Annotated in this window: 19 protein-coding genes and 1 tRNA gene; 16 read left to right on the forward strand and 4 right to left on the reverse strand. The window is 51.1% G+C overall.

The window, feature by feature from the left end; genetic code table 11:
- Window positions 1–100: 100 nt before the first annotated feature.
- From dnaA to H3L98_RS00395, 12 genes are all read left to right on the forward strand, one after another.
- The gene (gene dnaA / locus H3L98_RS00340; protein ID WP_182078435.1) at window positions 101–2146 is read left to right on the forward strand and encodes a chromosomal replication initiator protein DnaA; all 2046 of its coding nucleotides are present in this window, start codon (window positions 101–103) and stop codon (window positions 2144–2146) included.
- Between the two features lie 44 nt (window positions 2147–2190).
- Window positions 2191–3294: a DNA polymerase III subunit beta gene (gene dnaN / locus H3L98_RS00345; RefSeq protein ID WP_027022678.1), complete on the forward strand. Its 1104-nt coding sequence runs from the start codon at window positions 2191–2193 to the stop codon at window positions 3292–3294.
- 186 nt (window positions 3295–3480) lie between these two features.
- Window positions 3481–4299, forward strand: coding sequence for an ABC transporter ATP-binding protein (locus H3L98_RS00350; RefSeq protein WP_027022679.1), 819 nt, complete (start codon window positions 3481–3483; stop codon window positions 4297–4299).
- Window positions 4300–4337: 38 nt separating this feature from the next.
- On the forward strand, window positions 4338–5114 hold the full coding sequence (gene mlaE, locus H3L98_RS00355) for a lipid asymmetry maintenance ABC transporter permease subunit MlaE (protein ID WP_027022680.1): 777 nt from the start codon (window positions 4338–4340) through the stop codon (window positions 5112–5114).
- 25 nt (window positions 5115–5139) lie between these two features.
- Window positions 5140–5631, forward strand: a complete 492-nt coding sequence (mlaD, locus tag H3L98_RS00360; RefSeq protein ID WP_027022681.1) for an outer membrane lipid asymmetry maintenance protein MlaD — start codon at window positions 5140–5142, stop codon at window positions 5629–5631.
- A 28-nt stretch (window positions 5632–5659) separates the two neighbouring features.
- On the forward strand, window positions 5660–6286 hold the full coding sequence (locus H3L98_RS00365; RefSeq protein ID WP_027022682.1) for an MlaC/ttg2D family ABC transporter substrate-binding protein: 627 nt from the start codon (window positions 5660–5662) through the stop codon (window positions 6284–6286).
- The gene (locus H3L98_RS00370) at window positions 6286–6576 is read left to right on the forward strand and encodes an STAS domain-containing protein (protein WP_027022683.1); all 291 of its coding nucleotides are present in this window, start codon (window positions 6286–6288) and stop codon (window positions 6574–6576) included. The genes H3L98_RS00365 and H3L98_RS00370 overlap by 1 nt, the downstream gene beginning before the upstream one ends.
- 36 nt (window positions 6577–6612) lie before the next feature.
- Window positions 6613–7530, forward strand: coding sequence for an MlaA family lipoprotein (locus tag H3L98_RS00375; RefSeq protein WP_084481927.1), 918 nt, complete (start codon window positions 6613–6615; stop codon window positions 7528–7530).
- 35 nt (window positions 7531–7565) lie between these two features.
- Window positions 7566–7925, forward strand: a complete 360-nt coding sequence (locus tag H3L98_RS00380; RefSeq protein WP_027022684.1) for a hypothetical protein — start codon at window positions 7566–7568, stop codon at window positions 7923–7925.
- Window positions 7915–8301, forward strand: coding sequence for an acyl-CoA thioesterase (locus H3L98_RS00385; protein ID WP_027022685.1), 387 nt, complete (start codon window positions 7915–7917; stop codon window positions 8299–8301). Before H3L98_RS00380 ends, H3L98_RS00385 begins: the two co-directional genes overlap by 11 nt.
- An 11-nt stretch (window positions 8302–8312) precedes the next feature.
- Window positions 8313–8810 (forward strand): TlpA family protein disulfide reductase, encoded by a 498-nt coding sequence (locus H3L98_RS00390; RefSeq protein ID WP_027022686.1) that lies wholly within the window; start codon window positions 8313–8315, stop codon window positions 8808–8810.
- A 176-nt stretch (window positions 8811–8986) separates the two neighbouring features.
- Window positions 8987–11302, forward strand: a complete 2316-nt coding sequence (locus H3L98_RS00395; RefSeq protein ID WP_027022687.1) for a hypothetical protein — start codon at window positions 8987–8989, stop codon at window positions 11300–11302.
- A 42-nt stretch (window positions 11303–11344) separates the two neighbouring features.
- Here H3L98_RS00395 and H3L98_RS00400 read toward each other — a convergent pair.
- Window positions 11345–11426: transfer RNA gene (locus tag H3L98_RS00400), tRNA-Leu, on the reverse strand.
- Window positions 11427–11467: 41 nt separating this feature from the next.
- A complete protein-coding gene (gene queA / locus H3L98_RS00405) occupies window positions 11468–12490 on the reverse strand; it encodes a tRNA preQ1(34) S-adenosylmethionine ribosyltransferase-isomerase QueA (RefSeq protein WP_027022688.1) in 1023 nt (340 codons plus the stop codon).
- Between the two features lie 238 nt (window positions 12491–12728).
- On the opposite strand from queA, the gene H3L98_RS00410 reads away from it, so the two are divergent.
- On the forward strand, window positions 12729–13979 hold the full coding sequence (locus tag H3L98_RS00410) for a WG repeat-containing protein (protein WP_027022689.1): 1251 nt from the start codon (window positions 12729–12731) through the stop codon (window positions 13977–13979).
- 148 nt (window positions 13980–14127) lie between these two features.
- Here the strand turns inward: H3L98_RS00410 and H3L98_RS00415 are convergent, their stop codons facing one another.
- Entirely contained in the window at window positions 14128–14880 is a 753-nt protein-coding gene (locus H3L98_RS00415; protein WP_182078436.1) for a hypothetical protein, read from the reverse strand.
- A gap of 69 nt (window positions 14881–14949) precedes the next feature.
- Between H3L98_RS00415 and H3L98_RS00420 the strand changes: the two genes are divergently transcribed.
- Window positions 14950–15231, forward strand: coding sequence for a hypothetical protein (locus H3L98_RS00420; RefSeq protein ID WP_027022691.1), 282 nt, complete (start codon window positions 14950–14952; stop codon window positions 15229–15231).
- 156 nt (window positions 15232–15387) lie between these two features.
- On the opposite strand, the gene typA is transcribed toward H3L98_RS00420, so the two are convergent.
- A complete protein-coding gene (gene typA / locus H3L98_RS00425; protein ID WP_027022692.1) occupies window positions 15388–17196 on the reverse strand; it encodes a translational GTPase TypA in 1809 nt (602 codons plus the stop codon).
- A 339-nt stretch (window positions 17197–17535) separates the two neighbouring features.
- Between typA and bfr (H3L98_RS00430) the strand changes: the two genes are divergently transcribed.
- The gene (gene bfr / locus H3L98_RS00430) at window positions 17536–18024 is read left to right on the forward strand and encodes a bacterioferritin (protein WP_027022693.1); all 489 of its coding nucleotides are present in this window, start codon (window positions 17536–17538) and stop codon (window positions 18022–18024) included.
- A gap of 11 nt (window positions 18025–18035) precedes the next feature.
- Complete coding sequence (bfr, locus tag H3L98_RS00435) at window positions 18036–18503, forward strand: bacterioferritin (protein WP_027022694.1); 468 nt, start codon at window positions 18036–18038, stop codon at window positions 18501–18503.
- The last annotated feature ends 83 nt before the right edge of the window (window positions 18504–18586 follow it).

Consider the following 18586-nt stretch of genomic DNA (forward strand, 5'->3'; position numbering starts at 1 on the left):
GATAACATTTTCGGCTATAATGCGCCTATCTGTTCCAAGTCGTGCCTATCCAATCAACAATTTATTGAAATAAATAATCTTTTCGTTTATCCCCTGCATCATGACCCTAGCCGAATTTTGGCCGCAGTGCCTGCGTTTGCTGCACACCGAATTAAACGAGCAACAGTTCAAACTGGCGATTGCTCCGCTGACCGTGGGCGTAGAAAACGGCGAATGGGTGGTGTATGCGAAAAACCATTTTACTGCCAATATGCTGCGCAGCCAATATGCTGCCAAGCTGGGCGAGATTCAAAAAAAAATTGCACCTGAAGCACCTGTGCTGCAATTTAAAATCGGTACGGGCAAACATTATCCGATGGCTGAACCGTTGGAAGCTCAACGGGCGGAAGTTCAACGGGCGGAAGTTCAACGGGCGGAAGTTCAACGGGCGGAAGTTCAACGGGCGGAAGTTCAACGGGCGGAAGTTCAACGGGCGGAAGTTCAACGGGCGGAAGTTCAACGGGCGGAAGTTCAACGGGCGGAAGCTCAACGGATGGAAGCTCAACGGGTGGAAGCTCAACGGGTGGAAGCTCAACGGGTGGAAGCTCAACGGGTGGAAGCTCAACGGGTGGAAGCTCAACGGGTGGAAGCTCAACGGGTGGAAGCTCAACGGGTGGAAGCTCAACGGGTGGAAGCTCAACGGGCTGAAGCTCAACGGGCTGAAGCTCAACGGGCTGAAGCTCAACGGGCTGAAGCTCAACGGGCTGAAGCTCAACGGGCTGAAGCTCAACGGGCTGAAGCCACCGCCCAATCCGCTAAAAAAAACACCAAAAAAAACAACAACAGCAAACAACGCTTGTGCTTAAGCCGTTCCGAGCAGCTGTTTCCCGATATTCCGATGCCCGATGCGCCGCTGCCCATCGCCCAGTCGCGCAGCAAACCGCGCCAGCCCGCGCCGCAAAAAGAAACGCCCGTTCCCAAACTGCACGCCCACAGCAGTGCCAAGGATATTCTCGCGCACCGTTTAAGCAATTTGCGCAGCAGCGAGCGCAAAACCCCTGCTGCTGCGGTGTTACCGCCAAAAGACAAAGATAAAAACGCCGTTCCCGCCAAAGCCCGCGACACTCCGCCTAATAATCCCACCAATTTGTCGGGCGAATACACGTTCGGCAATTTGGTGGAAGGCAAGGGCAATCATTTGGCGGCGGCGGTTGCCAAAAGCATTGCCGAAAAACCGGGCGACAGTATGTATAATCCTTTTTTTGTGTACGGCGGAACGGGCTTGGGAAAAACGCATTTGGCACAGGCAACAGGCAATGAATTACTGCGCCTCGCCCCACACGCCCGCGTACGTTATCTGCATGCCGACGAATATTTAAAAAACTTTATGGCAGCGGTGCGCAACCGCACTTGGGACAGCTTCAAACTGCAATATTTAAACTATAATTTATTGATTATTGACGATATTCAGTTTCTACAGGGCAAAAGCCGCACCATGGAAGAGTTTTTGCTGCTGTTTGAACACTACCACGGCAACAACCAGCAGATTATCCTAACCTGCGACCAACAGCCCGACAGCCTTGCCAATATGGAGAAACGGCTGCTGTCGCGTTTTTCGTGGGGCATGACCATTAAGCTGGAACCGCCTGAACTGCAAATGCGCGTGCATATCCTGCAGCACAAAGCAGCACTGGCAGGCGTGGGTTTAGACCACGATGCCGCGTTGTTTATCGCCCAAAACATCAAACAAAACGTGCGCGAGCTGGAAGGCGCACTCAACCGCGTATTGGCGCGTTGCCGTTTTGAAAAACGCCGCCACATCAATATTGATTTGGCAAGCGATGCCCTGCAGGACATTTTAAGCAGCAAACCCACGCCGATTACCGCCGAGCTGATTATGAAAACCGTGGCGGATTTTTACCAAATCCGCATCAGCGATATTTTGGGACACAAACGCACCCGTAACCTTGCCCGTCCGCGCCAAATCGCCATGTCGCTTACCAAAGAACTCACCAATATGAGCCTGCCCGCCATCGGTACGGCGTTTGGCGGGCGCGACCACACCACCGTGATGCACGCCGTAAAAGCCGTAGAAAAACTGCTGAATGAAAACCAAGAAATCATGAAAGAATATGAAAAACTGCTGGCAGCCGTGCAAAATATTTAATTTTATTGTTTTATAATGAAATTCAACCCAGAAGGACCGTATTTATGCTGATTCTGCAAACCGACCGCGATGCCCTGCTCAAACCCTTGCAAGCCGTTATTGGCATTGTTGAGCGCCGCCACACCTTGCCCATTTTGGCAAATATCCTGATTCAAAACCAAAACGGCAAAACCACCCTGCTGGCAACCGATTTGGAAATCCAAATCCACACCGAAGGTCCGCCCAGCGAAGCGGGCGATTTTGCCATTACCACCAATGCCAAAAAACTGCACGATATTTTACGCGCCCTGCCCGATTGGGCGACCGTGCGTTTGGAATACGCCGACAACCGTCTGACCCTGAAAGCAGGCAAATCACGCTTTAACCTGCAAACCCTGCCCGCCGAAGAATTCCCCACCATGAACGTTGCCGAAGCCGTTCACAACCGCTTCAGTCTTACCCAAGAACAGCTGAAAAACATGCTGGCGCAAGTACAATACAGCATGGCGGTGCAAGACATCCGCTTTTATTTAAACGGCTTACTGATGGAAACCGAAGGCAATCAACTGCGCCTGATTGCCACCGACAGCCACCGTTTGGCATACATCAGCGCCGCCATTGATGCCGATTTGCCCAAATCCGAAATTATTTTGCCGCGCAAAACCGTGCTGGAATTAAGCAAGCTGCTCAACCGTCCCGACGAAGAAGTACAGATTGAGCTGTTAGACAACCAAGTACGTTTCAGCTGCAACCAAACCGTGATTGTCAGCAAAATCATTGACGGCAAATTTCCCGACTACAACCGCGTGATTCCTTTGGATAACGACAAAATTTTCCTGATTGGGCGCACGGCTTTATTGGGTGCATTGGAACGCTCTGCCATTCTTGCCAATGAAAAATTCCGTGGCGTGCGCCTGCAAATTGCCCCCGGTGTGTTGCGCGTGTCGTGCAGCAACAACGAGCAGGAAGAAGCGCAGGAAGAGCTGGAAATCGCCTATCAGGGTAGCGAATTGGAAACGGCATTTAACATCAGCTATTTGATGGACGTATTACGCAACAGCCAAAGCGAAGACGTGCAACTTGCCTTTGGCGATGCCAAACGCCCTACCCTTGCCACTTTACCCGATAATCCCGATTTCAAATACATTGTGATGCCGATTCTGATTTGATGTTTCGGCTTGGACAGAACGCGGGTTCAGGCTGTGCGGGCAGCGGTTTGAATACGCCGTTCTGTGTGTTGAAATAGCCAAATAAATGCAAGGCTTGGTTAAATTTTGTCGCCACACTTGCGCGAAAGCCCGCCGCCGCCTAATATGGGCGGCATTTTGCTGACTTTCCCCCAATCCGATATTGATATGAACGCCGTCCCCTTTATCGAATGCCGAAACGTGGCTTTTGCCTACGGCAGCCGTCCCATTTTGCACAATGTCAATTTTCGTGTGCAAACGGGGCATTTTGCCGCCATTATGGGTGGTTCGGGCAGCGGCAAAACCACGCTGTTGCGCCTGATTACGGGGCAGCTTCGTCCCAGCGCAGGACAGGTATTGATACAGGGGCGCGATTTGGCGGATTTCAGCAATGCCGAACTTACCGCCCACCGCCGCCGTATGGGGGTGTTGTTTCAACATGGTGCACTGTTTACCGATTTATCCGTGTACGACAACATCGCCTTTCCCATGCGCGAACTCACCAAACTGCCCGAAAAACTGATACGCGATTTGGTGTTACTCAAATTACACGCCGTGGGCTTGCGCGGTGCGGAACAGCTGATGCCTGCCGAACTTTCAGGCGGCATGGCGCGGCGTGTTGCCTTGGCGCGTACCATCGCGCTCGACCCCGAACTGATGCTGTTTGACGAACCCTTTACTGGTTTGGACCCGATTTCGCTGGGCGTGATTGCCCACCTGATCCGCCGTGTCAGCCAAGCCCTGCACGCCACCAGCCTGATGGTGACCCACGATATAGAACAATCGCTGCAAATTGTGGACCAAGTGGTGTTTTTGTCACATGGCGAAGTGCTGTTTTCAGGCACGCCCGATGAAATGCGCCACACCGATTCCGAATGGGTGCGGCAGTTTGTTGGCGGACTGCCCAACGGACCTGTGGCGTTCCGCTATCCCGCACGCAACAGTTGGCAGGACGATTTGTTACACACTTCTTCTTCAAACCCATGATACCAAAATAATTTTCCTTCCAGCCAAAAGGAATCTTGATGAATTTTATCCAAACCACTGGACGCAAAACGCTTGCCTTTATCCGCATTTTGGGCGCACACACGCTGTTTTTGCTGCGGATTTTCGCCCTGCTGCCCCAGTCGCTGCTGCGTCTGCGCCTTACCGTGCGCCAAGTGTATTTTGCGGGCGTACTGTCGGTGTTGATTATTGCCGTGTCGGGGCTGTTTGTCGGTATGGTACTGGGCTTACAAGGTTATACACAGTTGGCAAAATTTAAATCTGCCGATGTACTGGGCTTTATGGTGGCGGCTTCGCTGTTGCGCGAACTGGGTCCTGTATTGGCAGCGATTTTGTTTGCCAGCAGCGCAGGCGGCGCGATGACCAGCGAAATCGGTTTGATGAAAACCACCGAACAGCTGGAAGCCATGAATGTGATGGCGATTGACCCTGTTGCCCGCGTGGTGGCACCGCGTTTTTGGGCGGGTGTGCTGTCCATGCCGCTGCTGGCGAGTATTTTTAATGTGGCGGGCATTTACGGCGCGTATTTAATCGGTGTGCAGTGGCTGGGCTTGGACGGCGGGATTTTTTGGTCGCACATGCAAAATAATATTACTTTCGGCTATGATGTATTAAACGGCTTAATCAAATCGTTGTGTTTCGGCATGGCGGTGGCATTGATTGCCGTGTATCAGGGCTTTCACTGTACGCCCACGGCAGAAGGCATTTTACGCGCCAGCACGCGCACGGTGGTGTCATCTGCGCTGACGGTGCTGGCATTGGATTTTATTTTAACGGCGTTTATGTTTACCGCCTGATTGCGGATTTATCAAGGATAAGTTTATGAAAAAAAGTATGTTGGAATTTTGGGTGGGGCTGTTTGTACTGCTGGGCATGGCTGCTTTGGGTGCGTTGTCGTTTAAAGTGGCTGGCGGCGGCAATTTTTCGGGCAACCGCAGCACCTATTCGGTTAGCGCCGAGTTTTCCGATATTGGCGGACTGAAAGTAAACGCCCCCGTTAAAGTGTCGGGCGTGCTGGTGGGGCGCGTGGGCGGTATCGCGCTTGACCCAAAAAGCTATCAGGCAAAAGTTACCCTGAATCTCGACAGCCAATACAAATTCAGCAGCGATGTCAGCGCTCAAATCCTCACATCGGGTTTGCTGGGCGAGCAGTATATTGGACTGCTGCAAGGGATTGAATCAGATGAATTATCCAATGGCGATGTGATTACTTCCACCGATTCCGCACTGGTGTTGGAAAAACTCATCGGCAAATTTATGACAGGCATGACCGAAAAAGCCGCCGAATCGGTTGCTTCCGATAAAACCGAATAACCCACTACCTCAAGAAAGAGAGCACACCATGAAGAAATTTCCCTTAATCAACGCATTGAGCATTGGTATTGTCAGCATCAGCATGGCATTTGCCGACCCCGCCGCCGTTACGCAGGTGCGCGAAAACGCCGTGCAGATGTTAAATATTCTGAACAAGGCAAACGGCAAAAACGATGCCCAAATCCGCAAGCAGGCAGAAGATTACGCCACGCCTTATTTTGATTTTGAGCGCATTACCGCGCAAGCCATGGGCACTGCCATTTGGCACAACGCCACACCCCAGCAAAAACAAGCATTAATCAATGCTTTTAAAAACAAAATCCGTAGCCAGTACGCAGGCACCATGATGGCGTTTAAAAATGCCAAAGTGCAAGTACACGACAAACCTGTGGTAAAAAGTGCCAATAAAGTAGATGTGGTTACCACGCTGGCACTGACCAATGGCAAAAAAGCCGATGTTACCTTTTCTACTTACCGCCACGGCAAAATGTTCCGCGTGTACGACATCAAAGCCGAAGGCATCAGCATTGTGAAACCGTTTCAAAGCCAATTTCAAAAAATCGTCAGCGAACAAGGACGTACACCCAAGGGCATCGATTACAAAAAAGGTATTGATGCACTGATTGCCGAGTTAAACAAAAGCGGCGGTAAATAATGCACACGGGCATTCGTGAAGGCTGCCTGTATGTAAACGGAACGGCAACGGCACACACCGTTACCGCTTCCGCTTATCGGCAATTTGTGGAACAATGCGCCCGCAGCGAAGTACACAGCGTGGATTTCAGCGGTTTGCAACGTGCCGATTCTGTGTGTATCGGTTTGCTGTTGGCTGCTTTGCGCCGCCCGCAAGGTGCGCCTGCGTTGCGCGGTTTGCCCGAAAGTGTGCGCGAGCTGGCGAAACTGTATGAAATACAGGATTTTTTCCAAGAGCAAACGTCATTTTAATTAACTGTTAATCCTTTATTAAAAAAGGAAAAACCGATGAAGCGCCGTTTTACTGTCCGCCGTATCGTTGTTCCGCTGCTGCTGTGCGGGACATTGTCGTGCGCTCACGCTGCCGATGATGCGTCCGCACCCGCTGCACCGCCGCCCAGTGTTGCCGTTACCGCCGACCCTTACGAATCCTATAACCGCGCCATGTTCCGTTTTAACGAAGCGGCAGACCGTTATGTGATGCAGCCTGTGGCGCGTACCTATCAAAAAGTTACCCCCCGCCCCGTACGCAGCGCGGTAAACAATTTTTTTGACAACCTGCGCGATATTGTCAGTTTTGGCAGCAATTTATTGCGCGGCGATATTGAAAAAGCCGGCACCGATTTTATGCGTGTGTCGGTAAACACCACATTTGGCTTGGGCGGATTGATTAATATTGCCGACGCTGCCAATATGCCCAATAATAAAAACACCTTGGGCGACACCTTTGCCACATGGGGCTGGAAAAACAGCCATTATTTTGTGATGCCTTTAACCGGACCTTCCACCGTGCGCGACAGCTTGGGCAATGTGGTGATGGAAGTCAAATCCCCCGAAAGCGTGTTGTTTCCCAAACGAGCGGTACGCGCTTCTTTGGGCGCATTGCGCGGCGTAAGCAAACGCGAAGCCCTGCTGCCGTTTACTGACGGTTTCGCCCATATTCAAGGCGATAAATATGCCTACACCCGTGATTTATATATGGGTTTGCGTAACCGTCAAATCGGCAATACTGCTGCTTTGCCTGCCGATGATGACGTGGATATTGACGATTTGGTTGCCCCCGACAGCAGCTTGGAAGCAGCAGAAAGCCGCGAAACCGAAGCATCTGCACCTGCTGAAGCCCTTACCGATACCCCTGAAACCAACGACAGCCCCGCCGAAGCCGGTCAAGACAGTGCTTCAGAAGCCGTTGCCCCAGCCGAATAACCCGTTTCCCCACCCGCCCCAAAGGAGCGCAGACCATGTACGAAGTCAACCGCAGCGTATTTATGCTGATTCCGCTTCCCCCGTTTTGGAACTGGCTCAACAGCCTGCCCGATAGTCAGTTGGACGGCATTACGCTGGAAAGCCTGCAAGCCGATGCCAACGCCTATTTGGTGCCTGCCTGCGAAAACGCCGAACAGGTATGGGAAGAAATCCAATCGCGCATTGAAGAAATTTTTGCTGCCGAATTAGCCGATTGGTGCGAAGACAGCAGCCAATGGCCCGATTTGCATCCCGATATTTTCGGCGAATGGTTTGCCATTGAATTGTCCAGCATTGTGATGGACTTAAGCAGCGACGCACTGGCGCGGGACGCTTTTGAACCGCATGGCGTGTAAACCTTACCGCTGCACCGTTGCCAACTACCATTTGGACGGCTACGGTCATGTGAATAACGCCCGCTATCTGGAATTTCTGGAAGCGGCGCGTTGGTCGTTTTTCGCGCAACAGGATTTGCAGGACGTGTTGCGGCAGGCGCGTTTGGTGGTGGTGCGGATAGACATCCGTTACCGCCGCGCCGCCGTGTTAGATGATGTATTGGATATTGTTTGCGAAATCCAAACCGTTAAATCGCGCCAATTGTGCCTGCGTCAAATCGTGCAGTGCGCGGGACGCACGGTGGCGGAAGCAGACGTTACCCTGTCGGCAACCGATGCGGCGGGTAATGTGGTGCGCCTGCCTGATGCGCTTACCTGTTTTTTTATTAAAAGATAAATATTTGTGTTATGAAAAAAAAACTGATTGCTGCTGTGGTAGTACTGGCAGTTGCCGCTGCATTGGGCTTTTTATTGTTCGCGCCCAACCGCACGCCCGCGCCCGCGTTTCACATTCAAAATTTGCAGGGGCAAACCTTGAGCAATGCCGATTTAAACGGCAAAGTGACTCTGTTAAATTTTTGGTTTCCGTCTTGCCCTGGTTGTGTCAGCGAAATGCCCAAGCTGATTCAAACCGCCAAAGATTATCAAAATAAGCCTTTCCAAATCATCGGCATTGCCGTGCCTGTGGACAGCGCGGACAGTGTGCGCCACTACGCCAGCAGTCGCGCCCTGCCCTTTGCGGTGGCGTATGACGGCGACCGCACCGTTACCCGTGCTTTTGTCAAAACCGAGCTGTACCCCACCAGCGTGTTGCTGGACAAACAGGGCAACATCATTCAAACCTTTGTGGGCGAACCCGATTTTGCGCAACTGTATCAGCAAATCGACACCGAATTGACCAAATAAGCCCCAGCCTTTCTTTCCCTTTTGCCGCAACGCTTATTTTTCGGGCAAAATCGGCTATAATCTGTTTTGTTTCAAAATTTAAAAGTGTGCGTGTCTGCACCCCAGCCTTTTGACAACAATTGTTTTGCGGCTGTCTGCCCCCAAAGGCAGGCAGTTTGCGCCCTACGGAACCCGATATGTCTGCCCACGATTTCCTGCTGCACAACCAGCCTACTGCTTCCACCGTCCGCGTTTTGTGGTATTTAAACACGTTTTTTCAAGAAAAACCGTGGCAAGACGGCTTGGCTTACGAGCAGGAATTGCGCGGCTGCCGTTTGGATTACAGCCCCGAAAGCCTGTTCCGCATTGATGCGCTGCTGCAAAGCATACGCCAAAACGAAGCGCCTGATGCAGAAAGTTTTTTTGAGCAGCTAGACAAACAGAATTTTTTGTCGGTGCTGGCATTTTACTGTGGCGAAACGGTGGGGCGCACGCGCCGCCAGGCGGCGGTGTGGCTGCATTACGGTGAGTTTGTTGAGCAGTCGCCCGAACTGGCAGCCAGCTATCCGCCTGCGTTGTGGACGGATTTTTTGGCAGAATTCCGCCATTATGACGGCAGCAAAACCGTATTTTTCCCACTAAAAAGCATTTGCGGGGCATTGTTTGGCAATGATGAAGAACAAAGCGTGTTGTGCGCCGCCGCCGCGCTGATGCCGCCCGATGCACCCGCACAAACACCGTTTGCCGAACCGCCGCCGCAATCGCTGGATTTCAGTATCCGCCACGCCCTGTCTGCCACCGAACCCGCACAACTGCCCTATTTACAAATGCTTGCACCCAACGGCTTGGCAAACGAGCCGTTATGGTTGCAAATCAACGCCTTGGGTACGCTTTACAGCCAAGGGCGCGTGGTGTGGGCAGCGGCGGTTGAGCCTTCGCCGCTGCTGGCAGAATCGGGCAATACCCGTCCCGCCACCGTGGAAATCGTGTACGACCCGTCTGGGCGCACCGATACCGAAACCCTGCGCCAAGCGGCGCGTAGTCTCGCCATTCTCAGACACAGCGATGAAGACGAAGAAGACGGCGGCGATGAAGACGGCGATACCGAAGCAAACGACCACCCACACGCCCATCTTGCCAATCCGTTTCACCGCATTCCGTCTATGGTTAGCCATATGCCGCTGCAAACCGCGCCGCTGTTTGTGTGGCTGCCGCACCTGCCCGACGGCGTGTTGCGCCTGCCCGTGTTTCCCATTCTGATTGACGACAGCACCCGCGCCGCCACCCTGTTGCCCGCGCGTTATTGGGCGCACACGCAGCACTACCGCGATTGGCTGGAAAACGCCGACCCCAAAGTCCCCGCCGAAACCGCGCCCGCCTTTGCCGCGTTATTGGCAGAAGAGCCTGATTTTTGGCACGATTATCCCGAATTGGTGCGCCCCTTGCCCGAAGAATTGCCCGATTTGGGGCAGTTGCCCGAAGCCTACACCGCCGCCGACAGCAAACTCGGTCGCCGTTTAATCAAAAACTACCGCACCGCCGCGCAAAGCACCTACCCCCGTTTTGCCGAAGACCTGCCCCCCGAAGCCGAAATCGCCCGCTGCGCCCTCGCCTTAAAAGAAAACAACAACAGCGAAACCTTTCCCGAACGCATTGAAAAATATGCCCGTTTGCGTTTGGCGGATTTCAGTGCCGTGTTGATGGAACTCGCCGACCCCGCCGCCAACCGCCTGCTTTCACAACAGCCGCTGCCACAAGCCGCCGACACCCTGTCGCACGAATTAAGCCCCTACCAAAGCGCCCGTTTTGTGCACGGGCTGATGAAACAAAGCAAAACCAACCGCACCGCCGCCGTTTACCTTGCCTACCTTTATACCGTAGGGCGTTTTGTCCCGCAATCGCTGTATGAAGCTGCTGCTTGGGCGAATCAGGCAGCCGATGCGGGCGATTGGCGCGCCACCAAATTTTTAGCAGAAATCCTGCTTGCCGTACCGCAAACCGCCCCCGAATTGTGTTACGAAACCATCAGCAACGACACCTATGTGATTTTGTCTGACCTAAAAGAAGCAGGACTCAGTACCAAAGAAATCGAGCAACAGAAAAAAGCCTATCTGAACAACCCCCAAGCCGTATTAGAAACCGTACGCCGTCAGCTGCTGCGCGCCGCCGAACAAGGCGACCCCATCGCCCAAGTGCGCCTACAACAACTGATTGATGCCGAAATTCTGCCTGCCCAAGCCCCCGATGCCCGCTTCACTGGCATTAAAAACTGGCTGGCGATTTACGCCGAACGCAGCGACCAGCCCGCCCCGCTGCTGGATACCCAAACCCTGCTGAAAAAACCGTCTGCCGACAGCGCCGACACCCCGCCCCCGCCACGCAAAATGCGCCGTTTGCTACTGCTGGCGATATTGCTGGGTGTACTGGTTTGGTGGTTCTTCCACAGCCACGGCTACCAGCTTCACGCCGTCCAAGCTCAACTGCTTGCCCTGCGGCATAACATCAGCCATTAAGCAAATAAAAAACACAGCCTCAAAAAAGGCTGTGTTTTTTAATGCGGACGGAGAGACTCGAACTCTCACACATCTCTGCGCCAGAACCTAAATCTGGTGCGTCTACCAATTTCGCCACGTCCGCGAAAACGGCGATTATACGCCAATCACACCACAAAAGCCAACTCAATTACGTCCCAGCAGCATGGCATCGCCATAACTGAAAAAACGGTATTGTTGTTCAACGGCATGGCGGTACACGGCGCGGATATGTTCCGTGCCTGCCAGTGCCGACACCAGCATCAGCAAAGTGGATTTGGGCAGATGAAAATTGGTGATTAAACGGTCTATTACCTGAAAACGATAACCAGGGGTAATAAAAATATCGGTGTCGCCTGTGCCAGCCTGCAAGCTGCCCGAACGCGCCGCCGATTCCAAAGCCCGCAGCGAAGTCGTCCCCACTGCCCACACTTTACCGCCACGCTGCCGCGTTTCCGCCACAGCATCCACCACGCTTTGTGGTACGTCAAACCATTCGCTGTGCATTTTGTGTTCGGCGATATTGTCGCTGCGGACAGGCTGGAATGTACCTGCGCCAACATGCAAAGTCACTTCCGCCATGTTGACGCCTTTTTGCTTTAATTGTGCCAATAAATCATCGGTAAAATGCAAACCCGCCGTGGGCGCAGCCACCGCGCCCTGATATTTGGCGTAAACGGTTTGATAACGGGCACCATCGTCATCATCGGCAGCGCGAACAATATACGGTGGCAGCGGCAGTTTGCCGTTTTGTTCCAATAATTCATACACATTTTGCTCACCCAAAAAACGCAGGCAAAACAATTCGCCCGCCCGTTCCTGCATCACGGCGCGGATACCGCCGTCAAACAGCAATTCCGTTCCCGCTTTGGGCGATTTGGACGAACGGATATGCGCCAGCGCCGTGTGCGCGTCCAACACCCGTTCCACCAAGGCTTCAATTTTGCCGCCGCTGGCTTTGTGTCCAAACAAACGCGCTTTCATCACTTTGGTATTGTTAAACACCAACAAATCACCCGCCACCACAAAATCAGGCAAATCAGCAAACACGCCGTCGCGCAAAGGCATATCGGGCAACGCCGCCAACAAACGGCTGCCGCCGCGCTCAGCAGGCGGATGTTGGGCGATAAGCTGTTCGGGCAATTCAAAATCAAAATCAGCAAGGCGCATGGCGGGTTTTCCTGTTCAACAAACGCACCATTATAATGCCAAAGCGCATCAGATAAGGTTTTCCCCTGCTGCTTATTGCAAAAAACCGCTGTCTGTCCGATACTATAGTTGATTACAATCGCAACGATACGGCGTTGCCAACGCCCTGATGTACTACCCGTACACGGCGGGCGTTGTCGCCTTGTCTCGTTTTTATTTTTATCAACTATGAAACCCTTTTTCAACAAAGGATAACATCATGAGTTTTTCATTAAAAAGCATGGCTGGTTTATGTGCGCTGCTGCTGTGTGGTGTCGCACACGCCGAACAAACTGCCTGCGAGCGTTTTGAACAGCAATATGCCAAGCAATATGCAGAAATTAACTGCGCGGATAAAGATACCGCCGTTGTCCGCAACCAACAGGATGAATATGCCGTTGCCGACAGCCAAAACCGCTTGTTGGTACCGTTTGGTACTTATCCTGTTATTTTTGCACATAACGCATTTAGCCAAAATGGTAAGTTGCTGTTAAACATCAGCAACCAAGATGGGAAAGAAGGTGTGATTGACCGCAACGGCAAAACCGTTGTGCCAATGCAATACGATGATATTCAGATGCCCAAACAAGCGGACAAACCGATTTTTATCATTCAAAACAGCGAATACGGCGAGCGTTACGGCTTAGCCGACCAAACGGGCAAGATACTGCTGGAACCGCGTTATTATAAGATTAACCCTTTTTCCGAAGGCTTGGCTGCCTATTCCGCCGACCCCATAACCAAATACGGCGAAAAAAATCCGCACGCCCGTTACGGTTATTTGGATACGCAGGGCAAAACTGTGATTGCACCGCAGTTTGCCAATGCCCACGAATTTGGTGCAGACACGGCATGGGTACAACACCCCGACAACAGCGATTGGCTGCTGATTGACCGCACGGGTAAAACCCTGATGAATGCACCCGAAACTTACCAAAATATTGAGAATTTTGAACAAAACGGTTTGGCAATCGCCAGAAAAAATAATTTGTACGGCTTAATCAACAAGCGCGGCGAAAGCGTATTGGCAGCGGAATACAACAGGCTTCTTTGGCAGGATACGGAAAAATTTTATTTATTGTTCAAAGACAATAAATTTGGTGTTGCCAATGCACAGGGCAAAATCATGATTGCGCCCGAATTTGATTTCCCCACCGACTGGGACTGGGATACAAAACAGACACCACAGGGGCAAATTGCTTTCATACGCGGCTTCACTGTTTACCTGTTTAACCAAAACGGCAAGCAGATTAACCAACGCCCTGTGCGTTATGCTGCACAATGCGCCCATGTTGCCATAGGCTTACCGCACAAAACCCAAGCAGGATACCGTGTCAGCAAGATAACGCCAGATTACGCGGAAAACAACCATATTGTGTTTGCCAATGCTGCTAACCACATCAAGCTCGGCGAATGCAGCGATGTTGCCCCACACAAAAAAGGCAGAACCCACAAAAAACGCCGTTCTTAATATTATAGTTAATGTGATTTATTTTTCATACAAGGCGGCGAGCCGCAGACAGTATGCGTAATACGGCAAGGCAAGCCAACACCGTATGAGAAATAAAGCATATTGACTATACAGGCTGCCTGAACACTTTTCAGGCAGCCTGTAAGCATCAATCTTCAAACCAAATATCGCGGTAAGCCGCATAACAGCCCAACATCATAAACAGCTGCCCCAGCGTTAAAACCGCCAGCAGCACCATGCCCATATACACCGTATTCGTTATCTGCGTTAGAAACGGCAGCAAACCATAACCGGCAAATACCATCATCGCCCACTGCAAACCCAGCATCAACAGCATCGGAAAAATATTACGCCACGCCGTTTTCAAGCTCAACAGCACCGCCGTCATCACCCCTTCGCCCTGTAAAAACACCAAAGCAGGCGTAAAAAACAAAAACGACAAACACACCGCAAAAAACGCCGCCGCCATTTGCAGCTGCAACCAATTTCCGCCCAAGAAAACAATGTTCAAATAATAAAAAATCCCCAACCCGCCGATAAGCATCAAGATATACAGCAGCAAGGCATTGATATAATTGTCGGTATTGAACACCGTAAACAAATGCCCGATAGAGGGCGGTTCTTCATCAAATTCCTGTGCCGATGCCGCAGACATTACCCCTGCCGCAAACATCAACATCACAAAAGGCACAGCCAACAGCAAGGCGGGCTTAACTTGCGCCGCCGCCCAAATGCCCCATTGCAGCAGCCACATCACCGTACACAACACTGACCAGCCCACCCAACGTTGCTCAAACAACTGAAAGGCTTTCGCAAACCATACCGCACCGTTGCGTACGGCACAAACCGCAGGCTCGCTTAACAAAGCTGCGCCGCCGTCATCATCAGACCATTCTTCCATAACCCGTTTTACAAAAATTAAACCGTTATGCTATGATTCTAACATATTAAAACCTTTTACAAATAAAAAATGTTTGAAAATAGCGGAATTTGGTTGAAAGTCGGCCTGATAGGCTTGGTATTGATGTGGTTTGTGTTTAGAAAACACACGCCCGATGTTCCTCCGCCGCCCATTACGGCAGGCGATATTGTGCGGATTACCCAAGCATCGGGCGGAAAATTGCTGGATTTTTACTGCGCCGCGCCTGAAGGCAGAAAGCGCAATAAAATGAAATGCAAGGTTGAATTACAGAACAGCGAACAAGAGCTTCAGCTCATCTACCGCGATGAACAATGGCAAAAAGCCAATTAACAAACAGGCTGCCTGAAAAGTTTTCAGGCAGCCTGTTTTTACCCTTTATAGCTAATCCACTTTAAAACAGTTACAGCGTTGGCTCGCCTTGCCGTATTTTTATACTGTCTGCGGCTCGCCGCCTTGTAACTGTTTCAAATTAAATCAGCTATACAATCAATCTTTCTTAAAGTGGCGGCGGCGTTCCTGTTCGGTCAGGAAGCGTTTGCGCAAACGGATAGACTTGGGCGTAATTTCCACCAATTCGTCATCGTCAATAAACTCTACCGCGCTTTCCAAAGTCAGTTTAATCGGCGTGGTTAAGCGCACCGCTTCATCTGTGCCGCTGGCGCGGACGTTGGTCAGTTTTTTGCCTTTTAAGGGATTCACCACCAAATCATTGTCGCGGCTGTGAATACCGATAATCATGCCTTCGTAAATTTTTTCACCGGGGGAAACAAACATGCGTCCGCGGTCTTCCAAATTCCACAAGGCATACGCCACCGCTTCGCCCTGCTCTTGCGACACCAACACGCCGTTGTGACGTCCCGGCATATCGGGTTTAACGGGTGCATAGTCGTCAAACACATGGCTCATCAAGCCCGTACCGCGTGTCATGGTTAAAAATTCGCCTTGAAAACCAATCAGACCACGTGCAGGGATATGGTATTCCAAACGGGTACGTCCGTTGCCATCGCTCTCCATATTGGTGAGTTCGCCGCGTCTGCGTCCCAGCTCTTCCATTACCGCGCCTTGAACGCTGTCTTCCACATCTACAGTCAGGTTTTCATAAGGTTCGCATTTTTTACCGTTAATCTCGCGGTACACCACACGCGGTTTGCCCACTGCCAACTCGTAACCTTCACGGCGCATGTTTTCCAGCAAAATGGTTAAATGCAGTTCGCCGCGACCCGATACGCGGAAAATATCGGCATCTTCCGTGTCTTCCACACGCAAAGCCACATTGGTCAGCAGTTCTTTTTGCAAACGGTCGCGGATTTGGCGCGAGGTAACAAATTTGCCTTCTGTGCCAGCCAAGGGCGAAGTGTTCACCATAAAGTCCATGGTCAGCGTGGGTTCGTCCACGCTCAACATCGGCAGACCTTTGGGATTGTCTTTTTCGCTGATGGTAACGCCGATGCCGATGTCTTCAATGCCCGAAATAATCACAATATCGCCTGCTTCGGCTGCTTCCAAAGGCACGCGTTCTAAGCCTTTAAAGCCCAACAGTTGGTTGATGCGACCTTGTGCGACTTGTTGTTCGTGGTTCATCACGGCAACCACTTGTCCGGGTTTGATGCGTCCGTTCAGAATACGCCCGATACCCAAACGTCCTGTGTAGTTGTCGTAGTCCAGTTGCGAAATTTGCAGTTGCAGGGTTTCGTCCGCGCTGCCTGAAGGCGGCGGGGTGTGGCTTAAAATGGTTTCAAACAAGGGGCGCATATCGCTGCTGTCGTCGTTTTCGTCCAGCTTGGCAAAACCGCTTAAACCCGAAGCATACACAATGGGGAAATCCAACTGCTCATCGGTTGCGCCCAAGTTATCAAACAGTTCAAAGGTTTGGTCCACCACCCATTGGCTGCGGGCAGAGGGTTTGTCAATTTTGTTAATCACCACAATCGGGCGCAGACCCAATGCCAAGGCTTTTTTGGTAACAAAACGGGTTTGCGGCATCGGACCTTCCTGCGCGTCCACCAGCAGCACCACGCAATCCACCATGCCCAATACACGCTCTACTTCGCCGCCGAAATCGGCGTGTCCAGGGGTGTCTACGATATTGATGTGGCAACCTTCGTATTCAATGGCGGTGTTTTTCGCCAAAATGGTGATGCCGCGCTCTTTTTCCAAATCGTTGCTGTCCATCACGCGCTCATCTACCTGCTGGTTGGCGCGGAACGTGCCGGACTGGCGCAAAAGTTGGTCAACCAAGGTGGTTTTGCCGTGGTCAACGTGGGCAATAATGGCAATGTTGCGAATATTTTTCATCTTACGGTATTTTTACGTCAAAACCGAATATTATAAACCTTTTTGCCCCAGACACGGAAAAAGCCTGTAGATAAGCTGCAAAAAACCGCTGCAAAGTATAAAGAAAGGTAAAGATTTTAAACACTATCGCACCGATTAAATAGCAATTAACAATCAATCTCAAAATACCGATATGATTTCACTATAAAAACATCCCAATCGGAATGCTTATCAAATCCGTTCCGCTGCGGTTTTTAATGTTGATAATGGTTTGTATTTCAAAGGGAATTGTTTTTTTGCAAGCAACGCGCTATCATGCGCCACATTGATTGGCAAAACACATTACAGAAGGACATCACCATGCAAGGCGATAAAGAAATTATTGATTATTTGAACTTTTTATTGGCTTATGAATTATCGGCACGCGACCAGTATTTTATCCATTCACGTATGTATGACGAATGGGGCTTGACCAAGCTGTTTGCCCGCATCGGTCACGAAATGGAAGACGAAACCCTGCACGCCGAAGGCTTTATCCGCCGTATTTTGACTTTGGGCGGTACGCCTATTTGCGTACCCGCAGCCATTAAAGTAGGCAAAACCGTGCGCGAAATGCTGCAACTGGATTTGGATACCGAATTGGAAGTACAAGGCAATCTGAAAAAAGGCATTAAATTGTGCGAGGAAAAACAAGATTATGTTACCCGCCAATTGCTGGTTGAACAGCTGAAAGACACCGAAGAAGACCACGCGCATTGGCTGGAACAACAGCTGCGTCTGATGGATTTGCTGGGCGAACAAAACTACCTGCAAAGCCAAATCGGTGAAGCCGTACCCCACAGCCATTAAGGAGGACAGCCATGCAAGGCGACCGCGCCGTTATCCGCGAACTCAATAAAAACTTGGGTTTGTTGCTGGTAACCATCAACCAATATTTTCTGCACGCCCGCATTTTGAAAAACTGGGGCTTGGAAGAGCTAGGACAGCGTTTTTACAAACAGTCTATTGTAGAAATGAAAGCCGCTGATGCACTGATTGAGCGCATTTTGCTGCTGGAAGGTCTGCCCAATTTGCAAGAACTGGGTAAAATCCTGATTGGCGAAAGCGCAGAAGAAATCATTGCTTGCGATTTGGCAAAAGAAGAAGAAAAACACGCCGCGTTAACCGCAGCGATTGCCGTGTGCGAAGCGCAGGAAGATTACGTTTCCCGCCAATTGCTGGAAGAGCAAAAAACCGAAAACGAAGAGCATGCCGATTGGCTGGGTAACCAGCAAGAGCTGATTGCCAAACTGGGCTTGCCCGCCTATCTGCAACTTGGGGCACAATAAACATAAACCACTACCTTTCCCCAAACCAAACAGCCTGTTATTTAACAGGCTGTTTTTATGCTGAATACTCAAACCCATTTTTT

This window comes from Conchiformibius steedae, assembly GCF_014054725.1.
Taxonomy (GTDB): Bacteria; Pseudomonadota; Gammaproteobacteria; order Burkholderiales; family Neisseriaceae; genus Conchiformibius; species Conchiformibius steedae.